The organism is Streptosporangium jomthongense (assembly GCF_042650425.1).
GTDB lineage: Bacteria > Actinomycetota > Actinomycetes > Streptosporangiales > Streptosporangiaceae > Streptosporangium.
On record NZ_JBHSBC010000021.1, the window covers coordinates 203343 to 227194 of the forward strand.

22 protein-coding genes, 1 tRNA gene and 1 pseudogene are annotated in these 23852 nt (G+C 68.6%); 10 read left to right on the top strand and 14 right to left on the bottom strand.

Features of this window, described 5'->3' with window-relative positions; all coding sequences use genetic code 11:
• Positions 1 to 141: 141 nt before the first annotated feature.
• The 5 genes from narI to ACFOYY_RS21780 all read right to left on the bottom strand — a co-directional run bounded on the left by narI (position 142) and on the right by ACFOYY_RS21780 (position 8825).
• A complete protein-coding gene (gene narI, locus ACFOYY_RS21760; protein ID WP_362782241.1) occupies positions 142 to 873 on the bottom strand; it encodes a respiratory nitrate reductase subunit gamma in 732 nt (243 codons plus the stop codon).
• Entirely contained in the window at positions 870 to 2066 is a 1197-nt protein-coding gene (narJ, locus tag ACFOYY_RS21765; protein ID WP_386191343.1) for a nitrate reductase molybdenum cofactor assembly chaperone, read from the bottom strand. The genes narI and narJ overlap by 4 nt, the downstream gene beginning before the upstream one ends.
• Positions 2063 to 3805, bottom strand: coding sequence for a nitrate reductase subunit beta (narH, locus tag ACFOYY_RS21770; RefSeq protein WP_386191346.1), 1743 nt, complete (start codon positions 3803 to 3805; stop codon positions 2063 to 2065). The genes narJ and narH overlap by 4 nt, the downstream gene beginning before the upstream one ends.
• On the bottom strand, positions 3805 to 7497 hold the full coding sequence (locus ACFOYY_RS21775; RefSeq protein ID WP_386191349.1) for a nitrate reductase subunit alpha: 3693 nt from the start codon (positions 7495 to 7497) through the stop codon (positions 3805 to 3807). Before ACFOYY_RS21775 ends, narH begins: the two co-directional genes overlap by 1 nt.
• 92 nt (positions 7498 to 7589) lie before the next feature.
• On the bottom strand, positions 7590 to 8825 hold the full coding sequence (locus ACFOYY_RS21780) for an MFS transporter (protein ID WP_362782254.1): 1236 nt from the start codon (positions 8823 to 8825) through the stop codon (positions 7590 to 7592).
• Between the two features lie 468 nt (positions 8826 to 9293).
• Here ACFOYY_RS21780 and ACFOYY_RS21785 point away from each other — a divergent pair, with 468 nt between their 5' ends.
• A complete protein-coding gene (locus tag ACFOYY_RS21785; RefSeq protein ID WP_362915359.1) occupies positions 9294 to 9566 on the top strand; it encodes a WGxxGxxG family protein in 273 nt (90 codons plus the stop codon).
• A gap of 176 nt (positions 9567 to 9742) precedes the next feature.
• Here ACFOYY_RS21785 and ACFOYY_RS21790 read toward each other — a convergent pair whose 3' ends face one another.
• Entirely contained in the window at positions 9743 to 10288 is a 546-nt protein-coding gene (locus ACFOYY_RS21790) for a TetR family transcriptional regulator (RefSeq protein ID WP_352012801.1), read from the bottom strand.
• 107 nt (positions 10289 to 10395) lie between these two features.
• Between ACFOYY_RS21790 and ACFOYY_RS21795 the strand changes: the two genes are divergently transcribed.
• Complete coding sequence (locus tag ACFOYY_RS21795) at positions 10396 to 11529, top strand: FAD-dependent oxidoreductase (RefSeq protein ID WP_386191353.1); 1134 nt, start codon at positions 10396 to 10398, stop codon at positions 11527 to 11529.
• A gap of 211 nt (positions 11530 to 11740) precedes the next feature.
• Here the strand turns inward: ACFOYY_RS21795 and ACFOYY_RS21800 are convergent, their stop codons facing one another.
• Positions 11741 to 12391 (bottom strand): ester cyclase, encoded by a 651-nt coding sequence (locus tag ACFOYY_RS21800; protein ID WP_386191356.1) that lies wholly within the window; start codon positions 12389 to 12391, stop codon positions 11741 to 11743.
• Positions 12392 to 12942: 551 nt separating this feature from the next.
• Between ACFOYY_RS21800 and ACFOYY_RS21805 the strand changes: the two genes are divergently transcribed.
• Entirely contained in the window at positions 12943 to 13431 is a 489-nt protein-coding gene (locus ACFOYY_RS21805) for a hypothetical protein (RefSeq protein ID WP_386191359.1), read from the top strand.
• A 129-nt stretch (positions 13432 to 13560) separates the two neighbouring features.
• Here ACFOYY_RS21805 and ACFOYY_RS21810 read toward each other — a convergent pair whose 3' ends face one another.
• Together ACFOYY_RS21810 and ACFOYY_RS21815 are read right to left on the bottom strand one after the other, a co-directional pair.
• Entirely contained in the window at positions 13561 to 13941 is a 381-nt protein-coding gene (locus ACFOYY_RS21810) for a hypothetical protein (protein ID WP_386191361.1), read from the bottom strand.
• A 184-nt stretch (positions 13942 to 14125) separates the two neighbouring features.
• Positions 14126 to 14935 carry an alpha/beta fold hydrolase gene (locus ACFOYY_RS21815; protein ID WP_386191364.1) on the bottom strand — a complete coding sequence of 270 codons (810 nt, stop codon included), beginning with the start codon at positions 14933 to 14935 and terminating at the stop codon, positions 14126 to 14128.
• Positions 14936 to 15030: 95 nt separating this feature from the next.
• Here ACFOYY_RS21815 and ACFOYY_RS21820 point away from each other — a divergent pair, with 95 nt between their 5' ends.
• The 3 genes from ACFOYY_RS21820 to ACFOYY_RS21830 all read left to right on the top strand — a co-directional run bounded on the left by ACFOYY_RS21820 (position 15031) and on the right by ACFOYY_RS21830 (position 17176).
• Complete coding sequence (locus ACFOYY_RS21820; RefSeq protein ID WP_386191367.1) at positions 15031 to 15648, top strand: TetR/AcrR family transcriptional regulator; 618 nt, start codon at positions 15031 to 15033, stop codon at positions 15646 to 15648.
• Positions 15649 to 15950: 302 nt separating this feature from the next.
• Positions 15951 to 16577, top strand: coding sequence for a ClpP family protease (locus tag ACFOYY_RS21825; protein ID WP_362782274.1), 627 nt, complete (start codon positions 15951 to 15953; stop codon positions 16575 to 16577).
• Positions 16574 to 17176: a ClpP family protease gene (locus ACFOYY_RS21830; protein WP_352012793.1), complete on the top strand. Its 603-nt coding sequence runs from the start codon at positions 16574 to 16576 to the stop codon at positions 17174 to 17176. Before ACFOYY_RS21825 ends, ACFOYY_RS21830 begins: the two co-directional genes overlap by 4 nt.
• A gap of 8 nt (positions 17177 to 17184) precedes the next feature.
• On the opposite strand, the gene ACFOYY_RS21835 is transcribed toward ACFOYY_RS21830, so the two are convergent.
• Both ACFOYY_RS21835 and ACFOYY_RS21840 read right to left on the bottom strand, forming a co-directional pair.
• Entirely contained in the window at positions 17185 to 17541 is a 357-nt protein-coding gene (locus ACFOYY_RS21835) for a helix-turn-helix domain-containing protein (RefSeq protein WP_352012792.1), read from the bottom strand.
• Between the two features lie 234 nt (positions 17542 to 17775).
• Positions 17776 to 18015: a hypothetical protein gene (locus ACFOYY_RS21840; protein ID WP_386191371.1), complete on the bottom strand. Its 240-nt coding sequence runs from the start codon at positions 18013 to 18015 to the stop codon at positions 17776 to 17778.
• 542 nt (positions 18016 to 18557) lie between these two features.
• Between ACFOYY_RS21840 and ACFOYY_RS21845 the strand changes: the two are divergent.
• The 4 genes and pseudogenes from ACFOYY_RS21845 to ACFOYY_RS21860 all read left to right on the top strand — a co-directional run.
• Positions 18558 to 18677: pseudogene (locus ACFOYY_RS21845) on the top strand (FmdB family zinc ribbon protein); the annotation flags it as partial.
• Between the two features lie 9 nt (positions 18678 to 18686).
• The gene (locus ACFOYY_RS21850; RefSeq protein WP_352012974.1) at positions 18687 to 18839 is read left to right on the top strand and encodes a hypothetical protein; all 153 of its coding nucleotides are present in this window, start codon (positions 18687 to 18689) and stop codon (positions 18837 to 18839) included.
• Positions 18840 to 18869: 30 nt separating this feature from the next.
• On the top strand, positions 18870 to 20126 hold the full coding sequence (fmdA, locus tag ACFOYY_RS21855; protein ID WP_352012789.1) for a formamidase: 1257 nt from the start codon (positions 18870 to 18872) through the stop codon (positions 20124 to 20126).
• A 231-nt stretch (positions 20127 to 20357) separates the two neighbouring features.
• On the top strand, positions 20358 to 20573 hold the full coding sequence (locus tag ACFOYY_RS21860; RefSeq protein ID WP_386191374.1) for a hypothetical protein: 216 nt from the start codon (positions 20358 to 20360) through the stop codon (positions 20571 to 20573).
• 509 nt (positions 20574 to 21082) lie between these two features.
• Here the strand turns inward: ACFOYY_RS21860 and ACFOYY_RS21865 are convergent.
• The 3 genes from ACFOYY_RS21865 to ACFOYY_RS21875 form a co-directional block, all read right to left on the bottom strand.
• Positions 21083 to 21550, bottom strand: coding sequence for a hypothetical protein (locus tag ACFOYY_RS21865; RefSeq protein ID WP_386191377.1), 468 nt, complete (start codon positions 21548 to 21550; stop codon positions 21083 to 21085).
• A 516-nt stretch (positions 21551 to 22066) separates the two neighbouring features.
• Positions 22067 to 23515: an alpha/beta hydrolase gene (locus ACFOYY_RS21870; RefSeq protein WP_386191380.1), complete on the bottom strand. Its 1449-nt coding sequence runs from the start codon at positions 23513 to 23515 to the stop codon at positions 22067 to 22069.
• 220 nt (positions 23516 to 23735) lie between these two features.
• Positions 23736 to 23812, bottom strand: a tRNA-Thr gene (locus ACFOYY_RS21875).
• Positions 23813 to 23852 lie beyond the last annotated feature (40 nt).

Below are 23852 nucleotides of genomic sequence, written 5' to 3' on the forward strand. Positions count from 1 at the left end.
GCTTACGGCGTATCGGCCTTCCAGTAGCAATGCATATATTTCCCCCTAAAAAGGCCGCTGACCTGCGATATTTACGACATTCGACCGCCGGCCCCGCCGCGTACGGCACGGCAGGGTCCGCTCATGATCTCAAAACATCGATCACGCTGAGATTCCCCGCTTACGTACGGCGGCCGGGCTGGGTTGGGCGGGTGGGACGGGGCCCTGGCGGGTGCGGTAGACGACGTAGGGGCGCCACAGGTAGGCCAGGGGGGCCGACCAGACGTGGACGAGCCGGGTGAACGGCCACAGCGCCAGGAGCAGGAAGCCGCCGACGGCGTGCAGCTGGTAGACCAGCGGGGCGCCGGTCATCAGGTCACTGCGCGGGGAGAACAGGAACACGCCGCGGAACCAGACCGCGACCGTCTCCCGGTAGTCGTATCCCGGGCCGAACAGGTTCACGACGACCGTGGCGGCCATCCCGAGCCCGATCATGACCGCCAAGGCCGCGTAGAGCACCCTGTCCATGGGGGTCGTCTTCCGCCTGACCCGGCGGTTGACCACGCGACGGGCGACGAGCAGGACGAACCCGGCGACGAGCATGACGCCGGTCACCGTACCGGCCCAGACCGCGACCAGGTGGTAGAGGTGCTCGGGGACACCCAGCCACGCGGTCACCGAGGCCGGGACCAGCAGCCCCATCGCGTGCCCGCCGATGGCCCCGAACGCGCCCAGGTGGAACAGCGGCGACCCCAGGCGCAGGATCCGGTTCTCCAGCAGCTGGCTGGTGTGCGTGGTCCAGCCGAACTGGTCGTGGCGCCACCGCCATATGTGGCCGCCGACGAACACCACGAGGCAGAGGTACGGCAGGGCGATCCAGATGACGGTGTTCATCGCAGGTCCTCCGAGGAGGGGGTGGGGTACGGTGCCAGGCCGATACCGCCGAGCTCGTCACCGTGGAGGTCGAGGTCCGGGCTCGGGAAGCCCGGGCTGAGGAGGTCCGGCCCCAGAGAGCCCAGGCCCGGGGAACCCGGACCGCAGAGGTTCAGGCCAGAGGGGTCCAGACCGGGAGAACCCGGTCCGCAGGGGTTCGAGCCGGGGGTGTCCAGGCCGACGGACTCGACGGGTGGGCCGTCCAGGGCCAGCTCCGCGATGGCCGCCCGGTCGGCGTCGGTCAGCTCGGGCAGGACGGCGGTGATCGCGTCGAGCAGCAGGCCGTACGGCGTGCCGAGGTCGGCCAGGGCGGCGCGGAACAGTTCGACGCCGCGCCGGTGCTGGCGCAGCGGCGCCTCCCCCTCGCCGGGGCCGACCACGGCGGCGAACTCAAGGACGACCGGCAGCAGGTCGGGCAGCTCACCGGCGGCCAGCCGCAGGCCGTGGGCACGGTAACGCCGCTTGAGGACGAGCAGCGCCATGCCCCGCCTACGGGTGTCACCGTGCAGGTAGTACGTCAGGTAGAGGCCGGACTTACGGCGCAGGTCGAAGGTCCGCACGTAGTGCCGCTGCGCGTCGATCGGCGCCGTGCCGGTCAGCCAGGCGAGGAACTCCTCGACCTGCCCGCGCAGCCACGGGTGCCCGATTCCGGCGGCGGCACCGCGCAGCTCGTCGGCGGCGCCGAGCAGTTCCGCGTCCGGATAGGTGAGCAACACCGAGGCGAGCTGGAACAGCCGGATCCGGTCGGCCGGGGCCACGGAGGTCCCATCGATCACGGAGGCCCCATCGGCCACCACCGGGGTCGCGTCCGTGGCGGCCGAAGCCCCATCGGTCACCGTCCCCGAGGCTGTACCCATGGCGGCCGGGACTCCATCGGTCGCCGCCATCAGGGGCGCGTCCATGGCGGCCGAAGCCCCATCGGTCACCGTCCCCGAGGTCGTATCCGTGGCGGCCGGGACTCCACCGGTCGCCGCCATCGAGGCCGTACCCATGGCGGCCGGGGCCGTGTCGATCACGGGCATGGGGGCCGCATCGGTGACGGCCGTGAAAGTCACGTCGATCACGGGCACCGGGATCCTGGTGGTCGCGGTGACCGGGGCCGCCGGGGTCACCGGGGTCGCCGTGAAGGTCGTGTTGGTCGGGGGTGTGGTCATGACCGGTCCCGCAGGGGGTCGATGGTCAGGCCCGTCCGGCCGTCGGGGCGTCGTGTCGTGAGTCCCTGTCTTCCGACGTGCACGTCGTCGGCACCGCCCTCGACGAGGTGGAAGCGCTCGGTCACGGCCCTGACCCGCTCGACATCACCCGCACCAGGACCGCCCGCGCCAGAGCCGTCCGTTCCGGAACCGCCCGCGCCAGGACCGCCCGCCCCGGAACCACCCGCACCGAACCCGGCCGCGCCGGAACCGCCCATGCCCGGGCCGCCCTCGCAGTCCAGGGAGCAACCGCCTGACGCGGCGGCCTGGGCCTCAAGGGCGGCGGCGTCCTTGCTGTAGGCGGTCGGGATGACGTACCGCTCGTCGTACTTGGCGATGGCGAGCAGCCGGTACATCGACTCGACCTGTTCGGCCGTCATCCCGATGCCGTCGAGCAGTTCCTCGGCGACCGTGCCGTCCAGGGTCCTGGCCCGCATGTACGAACGCATCGCGGCCAGCTTCATCAGGACCCCGGCGGCGGCGTCGGCGTCGCCCGCGGTGAACAGCTCGGCGAGATACTCGACCGGGATGCGCAGGTCCCTGATGGTGTGGAAGACGTCGTCGGCGTCGGTGTCGTCACGGCCCGCCGCGCCGGTCGCGTCGAGCACCGGCGAGAGCGGCGGGACGTACCAGACCATCGGCAGCGTCCGGTACTCCGGGTGCAACGGCAACGCGATCCGGTACTCGCTGATCAGCCGCCACACCGGCGACAGCCTCGCGGCCTCGACCCACTCCTCGGGCATCCCGGCGTCGCGGGCCGCCCGCCGTACCGCCGGATCGTGGGGGTCAAGGAAGACGTCACGCTGGGCGTCGAGCAGGTCGTGCTCGTCCGGCACCGACGCGGCGGCGAGGACGGCGTCCTCGTCGTAGAGGACGATGCCGAGATAGCGGAGCCGTCCCACGCACGTCTCCGAGCAGATGGTCGGCTGGCCCGCCTCGATCCTCGGGAAGCAGAAGGTGCACTTCTCGGCCTTGCCGGTGGCGTGGTTGACGTACACCTTCTTGTACGGGCACGCCGAGACGCACATCCGCCAGCCCCGGCACCTGTCCTGGTCGACGAGGACGATGCCGTCCTCCTCCCGCTTGTACATCGCGCCCGACGGGCAGGCCGAAACGCAGGCCGGGTTGAGGCAGTGCTCGCAGATCCGGGGCAGGTGGAACATGAAGGTCTTCTCGAACTCGAACCTGACCTTCGCCGCGGCCTCGGCGGGCATCCGGGTGATGTTCGGGTCCCGGTCGGCCCGTTCGTGCGCCCCGCCGAGGCCGTCCTCCCAGTTCGCCCCCCACTCCACGGCCATCGGCTCACCCGTCAGCGCGGAGTACGGCCTCTTGGCCGGGGTGTCCTTCAGGCCGGCGGGCGCGCCGACCAGGATGTCCTTGTCGAACGTCGCGGGCTCGTAGTAGTCGTCGATCGACGGCAGGTCCGGGTTGGCGAAGATGCGGCTCAGCCGCTTCATCCGGCCGCCGGAGCGCAGGGTCAGCCTGCCCTTGCGGTCGAGCCGCCACCCGCCGTGCCAGCGGTCCTGGTCCTCGTAGTGCTTGGGGTAGCCGATGCCGGGCTTGGTCTCGACGTTGTTGAACCAGACGTACTCGGTGCCCTCGCGGTTGGTCCAGGTCTGCTTGCACGTCACCGAGCAGGTGTGACAGCCGATGCACTTGTCGAGGTTCATCACCATCGCGACCTGCGCGCGGATTCTCATCAGTACTCCACCTCCTGCGAACGACGGCGGATCACCGTGATCTCGTCGCGCTGGCTGCCGATCGGGCCGTAGTAGTTGAAGGCGTAGGTGAGCTGGGCGTGTCCGCCCGCGAGGTGGGTCGGCTTGACCAGCAGCCGGGTCATCGAGTTGTGGTAGCCGCCGCGGCGGCCGTTCCCTTCGGCCTTGGGCACGTTCACCGTCCGCTCCGGCGAGTGGTACTGGAAGACCGTGCCCTCGGGCATCCGGTGGCTGACCACGGCACGGGCGACGACGACGCCGTTGCGGTTGTGCGCCTCGATCCACTCGTTGTCCCTGACGCCGATCTTCGCGGCGTCCTCGACGCTCATCCAGATGACCGGCCCGCCCCGGGACAGCGCGAGCATCAGCTCGTTGTCGTGGTACATCGAGTGGATCGACCATTTGGCGTGCGGGGTGAGGAACCGTACCGTCACGCCGCCGTCGACGACCTCGCCGGGTCTGCCGAAGTGGCGCGCCATGTTCAGCGGCGGCCGGAAGGCGGGCAGCTGTTCGCCCAGTTCGGCGACCCAGTCGTGCTCGACGAAGAAGTGCTGCCTGCCGGTGAGGGTGTGCCACGGCTTGGACCGTTCGACGTTGAGGGTGAACGGCGAGTAGCGGCGGCCGCCCTTCTCCGAGCCGGACCACTCCGGGCTGGTGAACACCGGCTGCGGCGCGGCCTGGGTGTCCGGGTAGGTGATGTGGTCGTCCTCGTGGCCTTCGATCAGGTCGGCGAACGGCTGCCCGGTGCGCGCCTCCAGGGCGGCGAACCCGGCGGCGGCCACCCGCCCGTTGGTGGTGCCCGACAGCGCCAGGATCGCCTCGCACATCCGGTCGGCGGTCGCCAGCGACGGGCGTCCGGCGAACGGGCCGTCGGCGAGGACGCCGTTGCGCTCGGCGAGGTAGGCGATCTCCGGGGTGACGTCCACGGTGATGGCCTTGGTGGTCGTGCCGAGGGTGTCGAGCAGCGGGCCGACCGCCCGCATCTTGGCGCCGATCAGCGTGTAGTCGCGTTCGATCTCCACGAGCTTCGGCATGGTCACGCCGGGGACGGGCTCGCACTCCCCGGCCTTCCAGTCCCTGGCCCGGCCGCCGGGGGTGGCGAGTTCGTCAGGGGTGTCGTGCTGCAACGGCACCGCCAGGACGTCGCGCCGTACGCCGAGGTGGACGGCGGCGAGTTCACTGACCCGGTCGGCGAGGGCGAGGAAGGTGTCGTAGTCGGTGTGCGCGTCCGAGGGCGGTTCGACGGCCGGGCTGAACGCGTGCACGAACGGGTGCATGTCCGTGGTCGAGATGTCGTGCTTCTCGTACCAGGTGGCGGCGGGCAGGACCAGGTCGGCGTGCAGCCCGGTGTTGGTCATCCGGAAGTCGATCGCGGTGAGCAGGTCCAGCTTCCCGGTCGGCGCCTCCTCACGCCAGGCCACGTCGCGGGGCCGTTCGCCGGGTTCGCACTCCTCCGCCCGGGCGAGGGAGTCGACGCCGAGCAGGTGCCGCATGAAGTACTCGTTGCCCTTGCCCGAGGAGCCGAGCAGGTTGGCCCGCCACAGGGTGAGGCAGCGGGGGAAGTTCGCCGGGTCGTCCGGGTCGTCGGCGACCGCCCCGAGCCGCCCGGCCTTCAGCTCTTCCACGATGTGCTCCTGGACCGTACGGCCCGCCGCCGCGGCCTCGTCGGTGAGGTCGAGGGGGTTGCGGTCGAAGGCCGGGTGGCCGGGACTCCACCCCATCCGCTGGGCCGCGGCGACGGTGTCCGCGAACGTCATCCCGGCGAACCGGCCGGTGCCCAGCGGCGAGGCCAGCTCGTCGGCGGGCACCCGCTCGTAGCGCCACTGGTCGGTGTGCAGATACCAGTACGGCGTGGCGGCCTGGTGCCGCATCGGGCGCTGCCAGTCGAAGGCGAAGGACATGTGCTGCTGGCCGGTCAGCGGCCTGGCCTTCTCCTGGCCGACGTAGTGCGCCCAGCCGCCGCCGTTGACGCCCTGGCAGCCGGTCAGCAGGACGAGCGAGATGAACGCCCGGTAGGTCATGTCGGAGTGGAACCACTGGTTGGCCCCGGCGCCCAGGACGATCAGGGAACGGCCCCTGCTGCGTTCGGCGTTGCGTGCGAACTCCCGGGCGATCCGGGCGGCGAGGGCCGCGGGAACCCCGGTGACGCGTTCCTGCCAGGCCGGGGTGTTGGGCTCCTCGGCGTCGTCGTAGCCGCTCGGCCAGCTCCCCGGCAGGTCACCGCGGCGCACGCCGTACTGGGCCATGAGCAGGTCGAACACGGTCGTCACGAGGTGGCCGCCGATCCGGGTGACCGGCACTCCCCTGCGCATCACGGCGCCGCCCTCGGTGTCCCCGACGTCGAACCTGGCCAGCTCGACCTCGACGGCCTCTTCGGTCGTGCCGAGCAGTCCCAGCGCCGGTACGGCCTCGCCGAGATCGAGGTTCCACCGGCCCGCGCCCCGCTCGCCGTACCGGAACCCGAGTGAGCCGTTCGGCACGACCGGCTCGCCCGTGCGCTCGTCGAGGAACACCGTCCGGTGCGCCGCGCCCTGGTCCTCGTCGCCGAGGTCCTTCGCGGTCAGGAAACGGTCGGAGGTCCAGGCGCCGTTGTCCCTTCTCCTGAGCGTGACGAGGAAGGGCAGGTCGGTGTAGCGGCGGACGTAGTCGGTGAAGTACGGCACCTGGCGGTCGCGGAAGAACTCGGTGAGGACGACGTGGCCCATGGCCATCGCCAGGGCGCCGTCGGTTCCGGGGTGCGGCGCGAGCCAGTCGTCGGCGAACTTGACGTTGTCGGCGTAGTCGGGGCTCACGGCCACGACCTTGGTGCCCCGGTAGCGGGCCTCGGCCAGGAAGTGCGCGTCCGGGGTCCTGGTCACCGGGATGTTGGAGCCCCACATCATCAGGTAGGTGGAGTTCCACCAGTCTCCGGCCTCGGGCACGTCGGTCTGGTCGCCCCAGATCTGCGGGGAGGCGACGGGCAGGTCGGCGTACCAGTCGTAGAAGCTCAGCAGCGTGCCGCCGAGCAGCGCGTGGTACCGGGTTCCCGCGGCGAAGGACGCCATCGACATCGCCGGGATCGGCGAGAAGCCCACGACGCGGTCCGGGCCGTACTTCTTCGTGGTGTGGACGTGGGCGGCGGCCATCATGGTGATCGCCTCCTCCCACGAGGCCCGCACGAAGCCGCCCCGGCCCCGCCGGCTCTTGTAGGCCTGCGCCTTCATGGGGTTCTCGACGATGTCGGCCCAGGCGAGCACCGGGTCGCCGAGGCGCTCCAGCGACTCGCGGAACATCTCGGCCAGCGCCCCGCGCACGTACGGGTGCCGTACCCGGGACGGCGAGTACTCGTACCAGGAGAAGGACGCCCCGCGCGGGCAGCCACGGGGTTCGTAGTCCGGCGCGTCGGGGCCCGTCGTCGGATAGTCCGTCGCCTGGTGCTCCCAGGTGATGAGGTCGTCCTTCACGAACACGTTCCACGAGCACGAGCCGGTGCAGTTGACGCCGTGCGTCGAACGGACCACCCGGTCGTAGCGCCACCGGTCCCGGTAGAACGTCTCCCAGGAGCCGCGGTCGATCTGGTGCAGGGTCCGTCCCCCGTCTCCGACCGTCTCCTTCGTCAGGAAGCGACGTGCGGCCAGCAGCGGCGCCACGCCGGGCACCGAGTCCGTCGCGGGGGTCTGGGGGTGTGGTGACACGGTGCTGCACTCCTTCGATCGCGGGACGCGTACTCAGGCTTCCGTGGCACCGGGTCGCACGTCAGGTGCCGAGGGTCCCGATCAGCCGGGTCCTAAGTCCCGGACGCCTCCGACCCTTCGACCAGGCGCGGACGCATGGCGCGGCGGGCCGTCCTGGCGACGGCGGTGGTGTCCAGCAGCAGGGCGGCCAGCGCGACCAGGGCCAGCAGCCCCAGGCCGAGGGCGTAGCTGCCGTACCAGCCGTAGATGACGCCCATCAGCAGCGGCGGCACGAACCCGCCCAGGCCGCCCGCGGCGCCCACGATCCCGGTGACCGAGCCGACCTTGTTCGCCGGGGCGAGCAGCGCCACCAGGGCGAACGTCGCGCCGCTGCCCGCGCCGAGCGCCGCGGCCATGGACAGGAACGCGACCGTCCCGAGGGGTGCCAGGCCGGGGGTGAACGCCTGGACCGTGGCACCGGCCACGACGACGACCAGTGTCCAGGCGAGCACCCTGGTCGGCGCGAACCGGTCCGACAGCCACCCGCCGACCGGGCGCATCAGCACCGCGAGCAGCACGAACCCGGCCATCCGGTTGGCGGCGTCGGCCTGGTCCAGCGCGTAGGCGGTCTTGAGGTAGGCCGGCAGATAGACCGAGAACGCCACATACCCCCCGAAGGCCACCGCGTAGAGCGCCGAGGCCTGCCAGGTCACCCGCAGCCGGAGCGTGGCCCCCAGCCTCCGCGCCATCGACTCGACCGGCACCGTACGGCCCGGCGCGTCCCGCAGCAGCAGCGCCGCGACCGCCGCGTACCCGCAGAGCACGACGGCGGTGACCGTGAACGGGGTCGCGCTTCCGCCGACGTCGACCAGCTTGACCGTGGTCAGCGCGCTGATCGCGGTGCCGCCCATGCCCGCGCCGAACACGCCGACGGCCAGGCCGCGCCGCGCGGGCGGGAACCAGGCGTTGACGAACGGCACACCGATCGCGAAGGTCGTGCCGCCGACGCCGAGGAAGAAGCCCCCGACCAGCAGTCCTGCCAGGGACGTCTGCCCGGCCAGCCCCAGGTAGAGCACCGGGACGACGGTCGCCAGCGACACCAGCGGGAACATGACGCGACCGCCGTACCGGTCGGTCAGCGCGCCGACCGGGACGCGGCCGAGCGAGCCGACGACCACCGGCACCGCCACCACCAGCGCCTGCTGGAAGGGGCTCAGGTGCAGGGCCTCCTTGAACCTCGGCGCCAGCGGGCTGAGCAGCGCCCACGCCCAGAAGTTGATCGCGAAACCGGCCGTGGCCAGGGTCAGCATCAGCGCCGGACGCCTGTCCGGCGCGTCTCCCGCACTCATGGTTTCCTCCACTGTGTGTCGCCGTGCCGCCCAGGGCACGGTGGTCGACACACAGCGTTTCCGGCCGGTACATCCCCGGGACAGGGACCTTGGACCTCTCCCCCCGGGCCCTGTGTCCCCTGCCTCCGTACGAATCGCGCGTCACCTGCCGCGTCGGCCACCCGGGTTCCCCTCCGCCTCCCGCTCGGTGTGGATGTCCAGGGGCGGCCTCCCTAGAAGATCCGTTTACGATGACACGCCCAGCCCGCTCACCATTTCACGATAAATAATCAAAAAACCAATTCCTGGATAATAAATCCGCTAAATGTCTATAAGGCGGTATATGAGAGCCGGGACGTTTGACACCTGATATGGGCGGTATGGGCGCCTCTGACGAGGGAAAACGGACATCGCGTCGCCAGAATCTCCTACGAAGGAGACCGACGGGCGACTTCCGGACTCTCACCAGAAGCAAGACGGGAGAACTCCATGCGTAAAACGCTTACCGGACTGGGCCTAGCCTTCTTCCTGACGCTTGGGCCCGCCGCCGCAGCGGCGACCGACTCACTGGCCGCACCGGTCACCCAAAGCCAGCCAACTCCCGCACCACAGAACAACAGCAGGGACAGCGGCGACAAAACCGGCCTCTGGGGCCTGGCGGGGCTGATCGGCCTCCTGGGCCTCGGCGGCCTGCGCAAGCATCGCGAGTACACCGGAACAGGATCCGGCGCGCACGTCGGCGATCGGCCGACGCGTCCATAGCCGTCGAGAGAGCCGTCGAGAGGCGGGAGGCCCACGGCTCCATGGCCGGGGCCTCCGGCGCTCTGCGACGCGCACGTTTGCCCATCTGCCTGTTTTGCCCACCGCAGTACGACAGCGGCCGAGTCGAGCCGCCGTACACGGATCAGGCCACCCCACCGGCACCGGCCGCGGGCCCGTCATTTCTCCAGAAGGCTCACCCGGATGCCGTTGATGAGAATGTCCAGCTCACTGAGGAAGGTCTCGTCGCGCCGGTCACGGGGCCATATCTTGGCCTGCCGGGCCTGTTCCTCAAGCGTGAAACCGTTCGTGAAGCTCGTCAGCAGGTCCGCGCCGAGTTCCGCGTCCCGCTCCGGGACGCCCGCCGTACGCAGCGAGTCGACCAGCGCCTGGAAGTAGGTCACGGCCGAGGCCGGCAGCACGCTGAAGGAGGCCACCAGCCGGGCGCCGTCCCGGTGCGCCAGCATGGTCGAGCGAGCCCGTACGGCCAGCTCCCGCAGCCGGCCCGCCCAGTCCTGCTCCGCGATGGGCTCGGCGAGCATCTCGTCGACGATCCGCTCGACCAGGGCGTCCAGCAGGGCGGTCTTGCTCGGGTAGTGCCAGTACAGGGCGCCCACCCGGACGCCGAGCCGGTCCGCCAGCCTGCGGGTGGTCAGCTCGTCGAGACCCACCTCGTCGAGCAGTTCCATCGCGCCTCGGAGCACATCGGCCTGCCGGAGCGGCATCCGCTTCCCCCTTCTCCTCGTCCTCCACGGAGAGCTTGCCACTTGAACACCGACCAAGTAACTTGAACACCGCTCAATTGAGCAATGTTCAAGTCAAGGGAGCCACCATGCGGGTTCTGGTGATCGGGGCGGGCATCGGCGGACTGTGCCTGGCACAGGGGCTGGCCCAGGCCGGGATCGACGTGCGGATCCACGAGCGGGAGGCGGGCGCCCACAGCCGCTACCAGGGTTTCCGGATCGGCATCGGCGGCGCGGGCCTCGCCGCGCTACGCGAATGCCTGCCGCGGCGGCTGCACGGCCTGCTGGAGGCCACCACAGGAGAGCTGTCCGGGGAACGGCCGGTCGTCGACCAGCACCTCAACGTGATCGGCCAACTCGGTCCGATCGACGACGGCATGGCCACCGACCGGCACGTGCTGCGACACCTGCTGCTGGCCGGCCTCTCCGACCGGATCGAGTACGGCAGGCGGCTGGTCGAGTACGTCGAGCTGCCCGACGACACCGTGCGGGCGGTCTTCGCCGACGGCGGCACGGCCACCGGTGACCTCCTGGTCGGCGCCGACGGAGTCGGCTCTGCGGTCCGCCGCCGGTTGCTGCCCGAGGCCTCGGTCGTCACGCTGGGCGGCAACGGCCTGCTCGGGCGCACCCCGCTCACCGAGCGCCTCGCCGGTCTGGTGCCGGGGTTCGGCACCGTGGTGCGCGGCCCGGACATGGGCATGCTGCTCGGCAAGATGGAGTTCCGCCGCCCGCCTCACCTGGCCGCCGCCGAACTCGCCCCCGACGTCGAACTGCCCGCCACCGAGAGCTACCTGCGCTGGGCCGCGTTCCTGCCCGAGCGCGTCGAGCGGCTGCCCGACGGCTGGGCCGCAACCCGCGACCTGCTGCTGACCCTGATCGACGGCTGGCACCCGGACCTGGTCGAGCTGGTCGAGCGGTCCGACGTGGTGAACAGCTCACCGCTGAAGGTCGGCTACGCGCGGCCGGTGCCGCACTGGGGAACCCGCCGGGTGACCCTGCTGGGCGACGCCGTCCACGTCATGCCGCCGAGCGGCGGCCAGGGCGCGAACACCGCCTTCCGTGACGCGGCCCTGCTCTGCCGCCGGCTCACCGAGGTCCACCGGGGCGAGAGCGACCTGCTGCCCGCCGTCGAACGCTACGAACGCGAAATGCTCGACTACGGCTTCGCGGCGGTCGTCCGGAGCCTGGAGGCACTGCCGAACTTCACCGTGGCCAACCGCTGACCCGACCGGACCGGCCGCACCGTGAGCGGCGCGAGCGGGCTCCCCGCGACCGGGCTGGTCTCACCGGGGCATATCCCACCGCGGCCCGACCGGCCGTACCGGGGCGGCTTCCCCGCGACCCGACCGGCCGCACCGGAGGCACGCGCCCGACGCGCTCAGACCGGCTTCGTCGGGGCAAAGCACCACCGCCGCCGCCGGGGCGGCGGGCCGGTCACGACTCCCTGTGCGCCACCGGGCAGCCACCGGTCAGTCTGCCGAGGAAGTCGTTGGGGTCGTAGTAGTGCTCGACCTCCACCAGCCTGAGGTCGTCGGACAGCTTGGCGATGCTGACGCCGTACATCTCGATCGTCTGCCCGGTGGGCTGGAAACCGTGGTACTCACCCTCGAAGACGCCCCAGTGGCGCCATTTGACGGTGACGGTCGGCGGCGGGGTGAGAACTTCGAGCACCTCCCAGAAGAATCCGCCGGGAAACGCCCTGTGGAACATCCGGTGCGAGGAGTCGAAGGTCTCCTGCCCGGTCGGGTAGAAGACGCTGTCGCCGATCAGGACGTTGTAGCTGCCGATCTCCGCGATGTCCGCCGCGGTGGCCCACGGACCTCCGTTGACGTTGGTCCGGAAACGGTCGGCGGCCATCGACACCCAGGTCGCCGGATCCTTCTTGTGCGAGACCTCCATCTCGAAGACCTGCACGATCCCCTCGACCACGGCCTCCAGCGAACCGGGCTCGAAGTGGTGCGTCCGCTGCCGCGGCATGACTTCGTGCGAGAGGTCGTAGTCGGGCAGGCCGTCCCGCCACTCACTCGGATCCGCGGCCGCGACCACGGCCGAACGCCCCTGAAGCCACAGCGGAGTTTCAGCCAAGACAATCACCCCATTTAGGACGACTACCACGAAAGAGCCGAAGCCCACAGATCCTCACGGACGCCTCCCGCCCCGTCAAGCACCCCCCGCAGGGGCGGCATCGACTTCCGTTTTCCGAGGCGACCCACGGAGTCCGTCACTCCGCAGGGGGATCGGATCGATCGCGGAAAGCCCCGGCCCGCACCAGAAGGCGTCATCGGCCGCGGCGGGACCGAAATGCTTGTTCGAGTCGCCCGGGAACCACCTTTCAGAACCCAGGGAAATCACGAACTGAAATTAACGCTCACACACTCCGTAATAATCGCCGGCGACCGGAGGTCGCAAATCCGCGAGAACGGCTGTGATGAGCTGCAATTCTTACCGACGGTGCCCGCACGAAAACCCCTGCCACCTGCGGCGACGAGCGGAACACAATATGAATTGTGATCCACATCACACCGCATTCGACGACGGGAGGGATATGTTTAAGAAGTGCGAAGGCGGGATTTGAATTTCAACCCGCCTTTATCGCCTACCACCGGAGGTTGCACGTGTTAAAGTCACGACGAATTATGCTGGCTTCCATTGTCGGCGCCGCTGCCGCCGCGACGGCACTGCTCTCGCCTCACACCGCCATGGCCGCGGACTCCACTCCGATTCCGGCGTCGGCCGACGTCTCGGCCCTCAGTCCACAGCAACTCGAACTCCTCAAATCCGACGCCCCGCACACGATCTCGGTGGACCCGCGAACCGGCAAGGTGCTGTCGGTGACCGAGGGAGCCATCTCCACCCCCGCGATCAGCCAGCACAACATCTGCAACTCGGGTGACTTCTGCTACGCGTCCGGCCAGGTCCCGTACGCACACCAGGGGTTCTACGGCAGTGCGGGCACGAAGACCGGAAGCTGGCCCTCCCGGTCCTACTTCGACACCGGCAACTACAGGGGCCGGGCCTGCTGGACCTATCAGGGATCGTCACCCTGCAGCGGCCCGTGGGGTCCCAACAGCTACGTCAACTTCAACGGTTCGCTCGTCACCGGCACCAGCGTCACGCTCTACTGAGCCACCGGTGAGGATATGACCGAGCGACATCGTCGCTCACATTGAGCGATCGAGAGCGGGGAGGCCGAGCCTTCCCGCTCTGCGTATGGAGAACGTCGACTCACGGACCGTCGAAACCGGAGACGAGATTCACCGGGATTGCTTCCCGTTCGTGGACAGCGATAGCACCTGACCGGTAAGCGGATCCACGTTCACCGTCTTCCCGCCGAGCGTCGACGACTTCCCCTCCGACACCTCCAGTACCCGGCCGGTGCTGGGGTCCACGGTTACCGTCACCGCTTTGTCCGACTGCGGAAGTCCCTTCTCCCGAGGCGTGATCGTCGCGGTGTCCGCAGGTGACGGGCCGACCGCACTGACAATGGACGTCGAGGTCAGAGCCATGGCGACCGCACCGGCGCCGACCGCCGCCACGAGGATGAGACGTCGTACATTAGGCACGTTGACCTCCGAGGATCGAGAGAGCTTACGGGACAGACGTACGGCAGGCGCATTCACCAACCGCTTGACCACAGCCCTCACTTCTCAAAAGCGAGAACCCACACAAACCTATCGCCGAGCGGCGATCCTCAGGACCTTTACCTTTGGTTTCAACCGAGATCGGCGACCACCGAACACTCCGGTCCTGAGCCGAACACCCCGGAAGCCGTAACGGAGTTTCCGCAAAGGCAATCATCGCCACTCCGAAAGTTCCGGGTCACACGGTCACGCAGCCCTCCAGAACGGCGGCGAACTCATCGGGGTGGGACCAGTAACCCAGATGGTCCCCCGGAAAGTCGACGACCCGCCGATTCCATCGGGCCGCGAGCACGACGGCCGGCCGGTGGGGAAAGTGGGCACGGGAGTCCCGGCCACCCGCCAGGACGACGCGATCACGCCACGCGTCAAGCGCGGCGAAGTCCGGACGGTGGCCGGGAGCGTTGGGCACTTCCTGGGTCAGGATGGTGTGCGTGTTCCCGGATATGCGGGCGAGCAACTCCGGATCGGGATCGGCCGGTCGCCGAGCCTCGGCGACCCCGATGCCCGCCAGGAATCGACGCATCGCCACTTCCTGTCCCTCGCTCCGGTAGGTCGCGCCGACCTCATCGAAGAAGGCACGCCAGCGCGAGGCGTCCGGCAGAACCTCGAAGATGGGCGGTTCGTGAGCCACGAGCCTGCTGACCAGCCGGGGATGCCGGCCGATGAGGTCGAGCCCGATGACGGCTCCCGCGCTTGTGGCGAAAACACGGACCGGTCCCTCGGAGACGGCACCGATCAGGCGGCGCGCGTCTTCGACGTGCGTCTCGATCCACCCTGCGGGCTCCTCCTGGGCGAAGCTCCGGGAGAAGCCTCGCCGGTCGTAGCTGACGACCGTATGACGATCGGCCAGCCGATCGGCCATGGCGTCGAAGAAACCGGCGTCGCCGTTGCTCCCAGGGATCAACAGGAGCACCGGCCCCGAACCGCGGACCTCGTAGTGGATGCGGGCTCCGCCCACATCCAGGACATGGTTCTCATGCACAGCCATCACGCCTCACCTTCGCACGCGGCGGATAAGATGCGGACTGCATCTAACGTAGACCGTTCCCAATAAGATGCGCAACGCATCTAAAGGAGTGCACGATGGGCCGACGGCGAGGGGAACGACTGGAGCAGGCCATCCTCGACGCCACCTGGGATCTACTGATCCAGGTGGGCTACGCCAAGCTGACCATGGAGGCCGTGGCCGCCAGAGCGGGTACCAGCCGACCGGTGATCCACCGCCGCTGGCCCACCCGCGCGCAACTCGCGCTCGCGGCCCTCGACCACACGGCGCCCTCGGACACCGAGCCACCGGACACCGGCGAGCTGCGGACCGACCTGCTCGCCATGATGCGGCAGATCGCCCACCGATTCGGCTCCGTGCACGGCGAGGTCCTCGCCGGGATGACGGCCGAGACGGCCCGCGACCCGGAGGCCGCCCACGCCCTACGCGCCCGGCTGACCGTCACAACCCGGGGACGACAGGTCGCGACCATGGTCCGGCGAGCCGTCGAGCGGAACGAGATCCTCCCCGTCCTCCTGCCCTCACGCGTGACCACACTCCCGCTCGACCTGATCCGCAACGAGATCGTGCTGTACGGCCGGCCGCCGGGCGAGGACGCGATCACCGAGATCGTCGACTCCGTCCTCCTGCCCGCGATACTCCACGCCCCTGCCCCCGGCTTCGATGCCGGGCAACCGGTCGCGGAGAAGCCCTGACCCTTCGGATGCCACGACGACCCACCGCCGGTCGCCGAGGCACCGCGTCCAACCGGCTCCGGGCTGTCGAGCCGGCATGCCGCCGTCCCCGCGCCGCTGCGAACGCCGGGCAGACCGCTTCTCCTCCTTCGTCGCTGTCGCCGCAGCCCTCATCCGCTCCCGCCGCCTCGTCGAACAGGCCACCGGCGCCGCGGGATGACGGGTGTTCACCGGGCCGGAAACCGAACCCACGCTGCTCAGAGCAGATCTGCCCCAGGCGGATCGTGTCGACGCCGGTCCTGGTCGCCTCACAGGATGGACGCATGAGCGAAAAATCGAATCCTCCGCTTTTCGACACGCGGGTGAGGCGCGAACTCTACGAACAGCGTGTCCTCGTTCTCGACGGCCCTCTCGATGACGACAACGGGACCCTGCTGGCCACGCAGCTGATAGCACTCGCCACGCAGGACGCGTCAACGGACATCGCGCTCTGGATTCACTCCCCGGGCGGTTCCGTTCCCTCGATGCTCGCCATTCGCGACGTCATTCGACTCATTCCCTGTGATGTGTCGACCCTCGTCCTGGGCATCGCCTACAGCGCCGGACAGTTCCTGCTCTCGTCGGGGGCCAGGGGAAAGCGCCGCGCCCTGCCGCATTCACGCGTCCTGATGCACCAGGGCTCGGCGGGAATCGGTGGCACCGCGGTCGACATCGAACTGCAGGCCGGTGACCTGCGGCACACTCGCGACACGGTGCTCGGTCTCATCGCCGCGGACACGGGGCAGTCCGTCGAGCGCATATTCGAGGACTCTCTGCACGACCGTTGGTACACGGCGCAGGAGGCACTGGAATACGGCTTCATAGACGCGATCGTTCAGGACTTCCACGAGATCGCACCACACAATCGCCCCCGAACCGGTTTCGGCATCACCGGAGGAGTCGGCCAGTGAGCACATACACGATCCCGAACGTCATCGCCCAGAACCCTCGTGGCGAGCGCATCATGGATGTCTACTCGCACCTGCTCACCGAGCGAATCGTCTATCTGGGCACCGCGATCGACGCCGGCGTCGCGAACGCCCTCATCGCGCAGCTGATTTTCCTGGAGTCGGACAACCCCGAGGCCGAAATACAGTTCTACATCAACTGTGAGGGCGGGGACCCGAGCGCGATGCTCGCGATATACGACACCATGCGCTACATCCGCCCGCGGGTTTCGACGACCTGCGTCGGACAGGCCGTGGCGGTCGGCGCCGTCCTTCTCGCCGCGGGCACCGAGGGAAAGCGCGCCGCCCTGCCGCACGCACGGGTGATCCTGCACCAGCCCGCCGCCCAGGGGCGCGGAACGATCCCCGACCTCATCCTGCAGGCCGACGAGGTCGTCCGTGTCCGAGCGGACATCGAGCGCATCCTGTCACGGCACACCGGTCAGACGGTCGAGACCCTCCGCGCCGACACCGACCACGACCGCGTGTTCACCGCGGCCTCGGCCCTGGAGTACGGGCTCATCGACCAGATCATCGAGGAGCGTTCGCCCGCCCGCAGGTGATCCGGCGGCTACGCGGCCAGGGCGTACGCCGCCGAGCAGGTGGCGCCTCTCGACACGCCGCTCTGCGCGGACCGCAGGCTCTCGGAGACCGCGAGGGTCAGGTCGATCAGGGTCACATCCAGCGCTCCGGCGACCGCGGCGATCATCTCGCTCGACGGCTCCTTGACGCCCCGTTCCATCTCGGAGAGATACTGCGGCGAGACCCCGGCACGACGTGCCGTCTCGCTCAGCTTCTCGCCCCGCTCGTGACGAAGACCTCTGAGACACTCACCGAGCGCGTGCCGCCACAACGGCTCGCGAACCGGAGACGGCTTGGAGTCGGTCCGAACGATCGCCGGACGCAGCGGCGGAACGGAAGAGGCCATACCTCACCTTAAGGAGACGCCACCCCCAAGTTCAGTCCAATCCGCGCAGAGCAGAACCGTTCCCGTCTTCCCTGGCCCATCTCGGTGAGCACGATCACCGTGGACGAACACCTCCATGGCTGGATCGAGGGGCCCACGCCATGGAGGTCAACCCGGAAGCTCCTGGCCATCCGCCTCAGCGCCAAGTCCTTCATCGGCAGGACAGGGCTCGATCACCAAGCTCTAGCCGGGTGGTCAGTCGCTTCTCCGGCGACGGCGGTACTCGGTCTTGACAGGCATGAGACGGTCACGCCTGGCGGCGACTGCCTGATAGTCCACCATTTGACCGCTCTCCCACTCGGCGGCGTACCTCTCCCGTCGCTCTCGCAAGGCGGCCATTCCCTGAGCCAGCCAGTCAGGGTCATGGCGCACCTCCACCATCTCGCCAGAGGTGATCAGGTCAGCGGCTTCCCTCTCGGACAGCTCCCTGCCCACCCAGTCGGGCAGCCGACGGAAACCTCGCCGGTCACGACGCGACACACACCCTCCCGAAGCACAGGTACGGCCTTCAGGGTGACCACGTGTTTCCACCGTCTCCGCGAGCCCGCGTGAGCGGTATCTCGTGGCCGGCGACGCCGAACGGATCGTACCTGCCGAGTCTCGCGAATCCCGGACCTCGACGTCCTCGACGAGCGGTTCGACCTGGCGGACCTACCTGGAGTGTTGCGACGCGCGCCGACACCAGGGGGAGACGACGCTCCTTCTTTCCCCCAACGCCCTCGGATCCCGGCCGGATCGGCAAACAGGAGATAATTCACTTATTCAGCACGAAAGAACATATCACCGCATTTCCGCTCATGAACCAAGCGATCTACCTTACTGCGTGAGCAAGTTGACGGAAGCGAGATGGATTACATCCAATTCACACATTAAATTGCGGATACATCCGACTCTGAGACTGTTTCCCGAGGCCACATCGGTAGAGAGGGATCACGACCGGGGTGGACCGGATTGAATTCGCTCGAAGGGCGCATGCTATGGCGGCATATGCATACCGATGTCCGCATTGCTCCGAAATTGAGGCCGTTTTTCCGATCGGCACCGCACCCGCTACGGTGCCGTGCCCAGACTGCGGCGCGGCCTCTGTTCGGACGTTCTCAGCGCCGATGCTGGCGCGCATTCCGACCGCCGTGTCCGCGCAGTTGCAGCGCGCGGAGCGCAGCGCCTCCGAGCCCGAAGTCGTCACGTCCCTGCCACGGCGCCGTACCGGAGGCGCGGTGGCCGTCCATCCCGCCACCGCCCGCCTGCCGAGGCCGTGACCGTCCCGCAGCGCCGAAAGGAATCCAGCCGTGCCAGAGTTGATTTTCCCGCTCGACTCGACGAAGAAGTTCACCGACCAGGCCAAGATCGGTCACAACCGTTGGCACCCCGCGATCCCGCCTGTGGCGCGGGTCAAGCCCGGCGACAGCTTCCGGGTCCACTGCCGGGAGTGGTTCGACGGCGCGATCCACAACGACGACTCCGCCGAGGACGTCCGTGACGCCCCGTTGATGAAGGTGCACGCGCTCAGCGGCCCGTTCGCGGTCGAGGGAGCCGAGCCGGGTGACCTGCTGGTCGTGGACATCCTCGACCTGGGGCCCATCCCCCAGGAGGACAGCGGCCCACTGGCCGGTCAGGGCTGGGGTTACACCGGGATCTTCCCCACCAAGAACGGCGGGGGGTTCCTCACCGAACAGTTCCCCGACGCCTACAAGGCGATCTGGGACTTCTCCGGCCAGGTCGCCACATCACGCCATATCCCAGCGGTGTCGTTCACCGGCATCGCCCACCCCGGGCTCATGGGCACCGCGCCGTCGGCGGCGCTGCTGTCGAAGTGGAACGCGCGGGAGTCGGCGCTGATAGCCACAGACCCGCAGAGGGTGCCACCGCTGGCCCTGTCTCCCGAGCCCCGAGAGGCCATCCTCGGCGGCGTCTCCCCGTCCGAGTTCGACCGGATCGCGGCCGAGGCCGCCCGTACCGCGCCGCCGCGAGAGAACGGCGGCAACCAGGACATCAAGAACCTCACCCGGGGCTCCCGAATCTTCTACCCGGTGTACGTATCCGGTGCGAACCTGTCGGTCGGCGACCTGCACTTCTCACAGGGCGACGGTGAGATCACCTTCTGCGGCGCCATCGAGATGGGTGGCTTCATCGACCTGCGGGTCGACGTCATCAAGGACGGCATGCAGACCTACCGTGTCGGCGAGAACGCCATCTTCATGCCGGGCCGTACGGACCCTCAGTACAGCGAGTGGCTGGCCTTCTCCGGGGTGTCCGTCACCCTGGACGGCGAGCAGCGCTATCTCGACTCGCAGCTGGCCTACCAGCGGGCCTGTCTGCACGCGATCGACTACCTGACGGCGTTCGGCTACAGCCCCGAGCAGGCGTATCTGTTGCTCGGCGCCGCGCCGATCGAGGGCCGGTTGTCGGGGGTGGTAGACATTCCCAACTCCTGCGCCACCGTCTATCTGCCAACCGCGATCTTCGACTTCGACGTCCGTCCTGGCTCCTCCGGCCCGTTCCGCGTACCGCAGGGCACCAGCGCCCCGCACGCCGGCTTTGACTGAGCCGCCGACTTCCCGCTTTCAGGCGGGCCGATCGCTCTGGTCGGGTAACGAAGACGGTGGCCGAAGTGAGCCGGAACACGTGGAGTGCGAGGCCCGGTTGCGGGCCACGTGAAAGACAAGCCCGAGGTTCGGTGGGCGGCTGCATATGAGGCCTCCAGAGATTGAGGTGTCTGAAACGACACATCCACACCGACCGAGGAACCCTGCAAAGGTGGACGGCGTTAACTGATCATGACGAGCGATGAGAAGCCAACCGGCCGGTTCCAGCGTCTGCCTGAGCGGCCGGACCCTGCGACCTGGATGCCGGGCCGGGATGAGGACCCGTTGCCGCAGGTGATCGCCGAGCCCGGAAACCCAGTCGACGCGACCCTGCAGTGGGTGGCGCCCGAGCTGTACGCGGCACAGCAGATCAGCGATGCGATCGTCCGCCGTCGCTCCCACGACTGACCACAGGGTTCAGTCACCTCACACTGGCTGGGGTGTCTGACGCGGTCGTTCGACAAGCTCGGCACCGGACCTGCCGCCGGTGTAGCGGAAAGCCGTCGTCGTGACGGCGCTCTGCTGGGGGCCGACTGCGGGCTGGGGAAGCGTTCCAGGAACGACAGCGAGATACCGGCCGGTACGGCCTTGGCCTCGACCGGGGGTTCCGAACGTTCTCGTCGACGCGGAAGAGGTCGGCGACGGCCGGGTGAGGGCGCGGCCGACGAGCCGGCGGGTGGCGATCGAAGGGCCGCACCGCACCGTTTACCGACGATCTCGAACAGACCGATGCCAGATGAATTCAAGCTCGGAAAGCGCACAGGCGCCGACAACCTCAGCCGGTCCCCTCCGCTGAACCTTCCCAAGCCGATGGCCCGCCATCTCGTGGACCGGATCTCCACATCACGATCGGAACCACGCACAGCGTCTGTACGGCAAAGGCCTCCACACCGGTGTGAGACGTCGCCGTAGGACCATCAGAGAATTTGCGAATCGGCACGGTCTGTCTGCCGTTTCCTCCGTTCGACGCGTACGGCGCGGACGATCAGATAGGTCAGCAGCAGTACCCCCACGACGAGGACACCCACGCGGACAGCGGGGGTCTCCAGGTCTCTTGACGCCCCCTTGAGGACGAAGAAGACACCCAGATAGAGCACGAATCCTCGCCCGTCGAACCACAGGTGGACACGGGGAATGCCGTTGAGGATCATCAGGCTGAGAATCACGTAAGCGAAGATCAGGAAGCCCGGAGCGAGATCCATTGGCGGCCCCAGCCAGAGGTAGGCCGCTCCTCCTATGGAGCCGGTCAACGACATTGTGATCGCGGTCACCTTTTGCGGCTTGGACAGCGCGTTGAACCACGACGAAGGCCGATCTTCGGAATCCACGAGATCAAACTCGCACAGAACGACAATCAACCGCCAGGCATGGCCTGACATGCCCATGTAGACGGTCCCGCCCTGGCCGTAGTTGTCAGGCGTGCCCGTCAGCTGAAACGGCCGGACAGATCGTCAGTGACGACGATGACCGGTCCGCGCCGGTTGGCCGCGGCGGTCCGCTGAAGCAACCGGATCCGATGCGGTGACCAGAATTCGGCGCGCCTGAGAGCGGTGGATGCCGATGCCCGCCACACGGGCGGCGGCGGTCAAGCTGTTCGGCATCCACCGCGGCGGGCCGCTCTCATCGGCCGCCACCAGGGCGCCTGCCTCGTCGCGGACCGGGTGCCCGGGCGGGGCCGAGCACGCCAAGGCGATGATCACCCGCGTTCGACCCTCGTCGGTGTCCAGCCTCAGGCGCGCGAACAGTGGTTCGGCATGATGATCTGAACCATCGTTCCCCCGGCCCAGCCGGCATCCACACCCTCGATCAGCAACGCGGCACCGGACACCCTGGGGAAGCTGGAGCGAACCGGCTACCCGCAGGTTGGACGCCGCGACTGAATACCGGCGCCCACGCCGGGTTCAGCGGCAGACCGTACCGGGCGCAGGGAGCGCCCCGGAGATCAGGTAACGGTCGACACTCCCGGTCGCGCAGGCGTTACGCAGGTACGCGGTGTGCCCGTCGCCGTCATAGGTCAGCACCTGTGACCCCTTGATACCCCTGGCCAGGCTCTTGGCCCAGACGAGCGGCGTTGCGGGATCATGCGTGTTCCCGACCAGCAGAACGGGCGGCACCTGGGTGATGCGCACCGGCCGCTGCGGATTGGACGGCTGGACGGGCCATCCCAGACATCCGGTCGTCATGTCCCAGAACTCCGATGTCCCGCGCATGTGCGGGGCCCTCCGTGCGGCGTCCCGAGCCCAGGCCCTGAGCTGCGAGAATCCGTTGGTTCCAGGGTCGATGTCCTGACAGAGGACCGCCCGGTAGGCCGAGGTCATCGCGGAGTTGTCCAGCGCCTCAGTCCGCATCTGCCCGAGGATCTCCGCATCGCCCTGCTCCGCCTGAACGATGCCCCGGGCCAGATCGCCGTTGAACTCGGGGGCCAGCGTGAGCATCACGTACGCGGCGTAGCGCAGTTCTTCCGCCGTCAGCGGACGCCCGCCGGTCACCGGAATCGGCGTCTTCTCCGCCTTGCGCATCAGCGCGTCCCACACCTGCGGTACGGACCGGCCGTGCAGCTCACATTCCTCCGTCCGCTCGCACCATTCGCCGAATCTGTCGAACCCGTCCTCCACCGCCGTCGCGGCATCCCGCACCATCTGGCGCGAGCTCATCCCGTGATCGACGATCCCGTCCAGGGCCATCGCCCGTACCCGGTCGGGGAACCGCCGCGCGTACTCGGTCCCCAGCATGCTCCCGTAGGAGCGTCCCAGGTAGCTGATCTGCTCCTCGCCCAGCGCGGCCCGCACCGCGTCGAAGTCTCGCGCCACACTCCCGGTGTCCACGTGACCGATCAACGGCCCGCAACTCACGCCCACGGCCCGGTTGTGCGCGACAAGGCGGTCATACTCCCACCGCGTCTCAGGGAACTGCGTGACAGCCGGATCATGCACCGCCTTCCCGCACTGGATCTGCCCACTGCCGGCGACCCCGCGCGGATCGATCCCGACGATGTCGAACCGCTCGCGTAACTCCTCGGAGAAGTAGTACTGCGACCAATTCCGCACCAGATAGGCCGCACCCGCCCCTGGTCCGCCCGGGTTGTAGAACAGCGTCCCGACCCGTTGTCCGGTGGCCTTGCGACGCGTCATGTTCAGCGAGATCCGAGGCCCGTCCGGCTTCTCCCAGTCCACCGGCACCGCGAGGGCGCCGCACTCGGCCCCGGGTTCCTCCCCGCAGGCTCGCCAGTCGATCGTGTCCGTACCGGTCACACTTACCGCTTGGGTCACTTGGCCGGTCGCGGCGGCAGGTGCCGCGGGAAGCGCTACCGCGATCAGCGCCAAGCCCGTGATGAGGGGTGTCCATTTCATGATCTAGATCGTCCCCACCCCACCAGCCTCCGCCATCGGCCGAACGGACGATAGTTCACTCTCCAAAGGAGATTCGAGATCTCACCTCGGTCGGCGGTGGGCGTCCTTGATGAGGCTCTGCAGGGCTTCGACCGAAGGGCCGTGATCCCACTGTTCTCCCAAAGCTCTCCCAAAATGACAGAGGCCCTCTCTCCGGCCTAGGGAGAGAGGGCCTCTGACCTGGAGCCGCCTTCGGGATTCGAACCCGAGACCCCTTCATTACGAGTGAAGTGCTCTGGCCGACTGAGCTAAGGCGGCATGTCGCGTCCGCGTGAACGCGACCTACGGCAGTCTACAG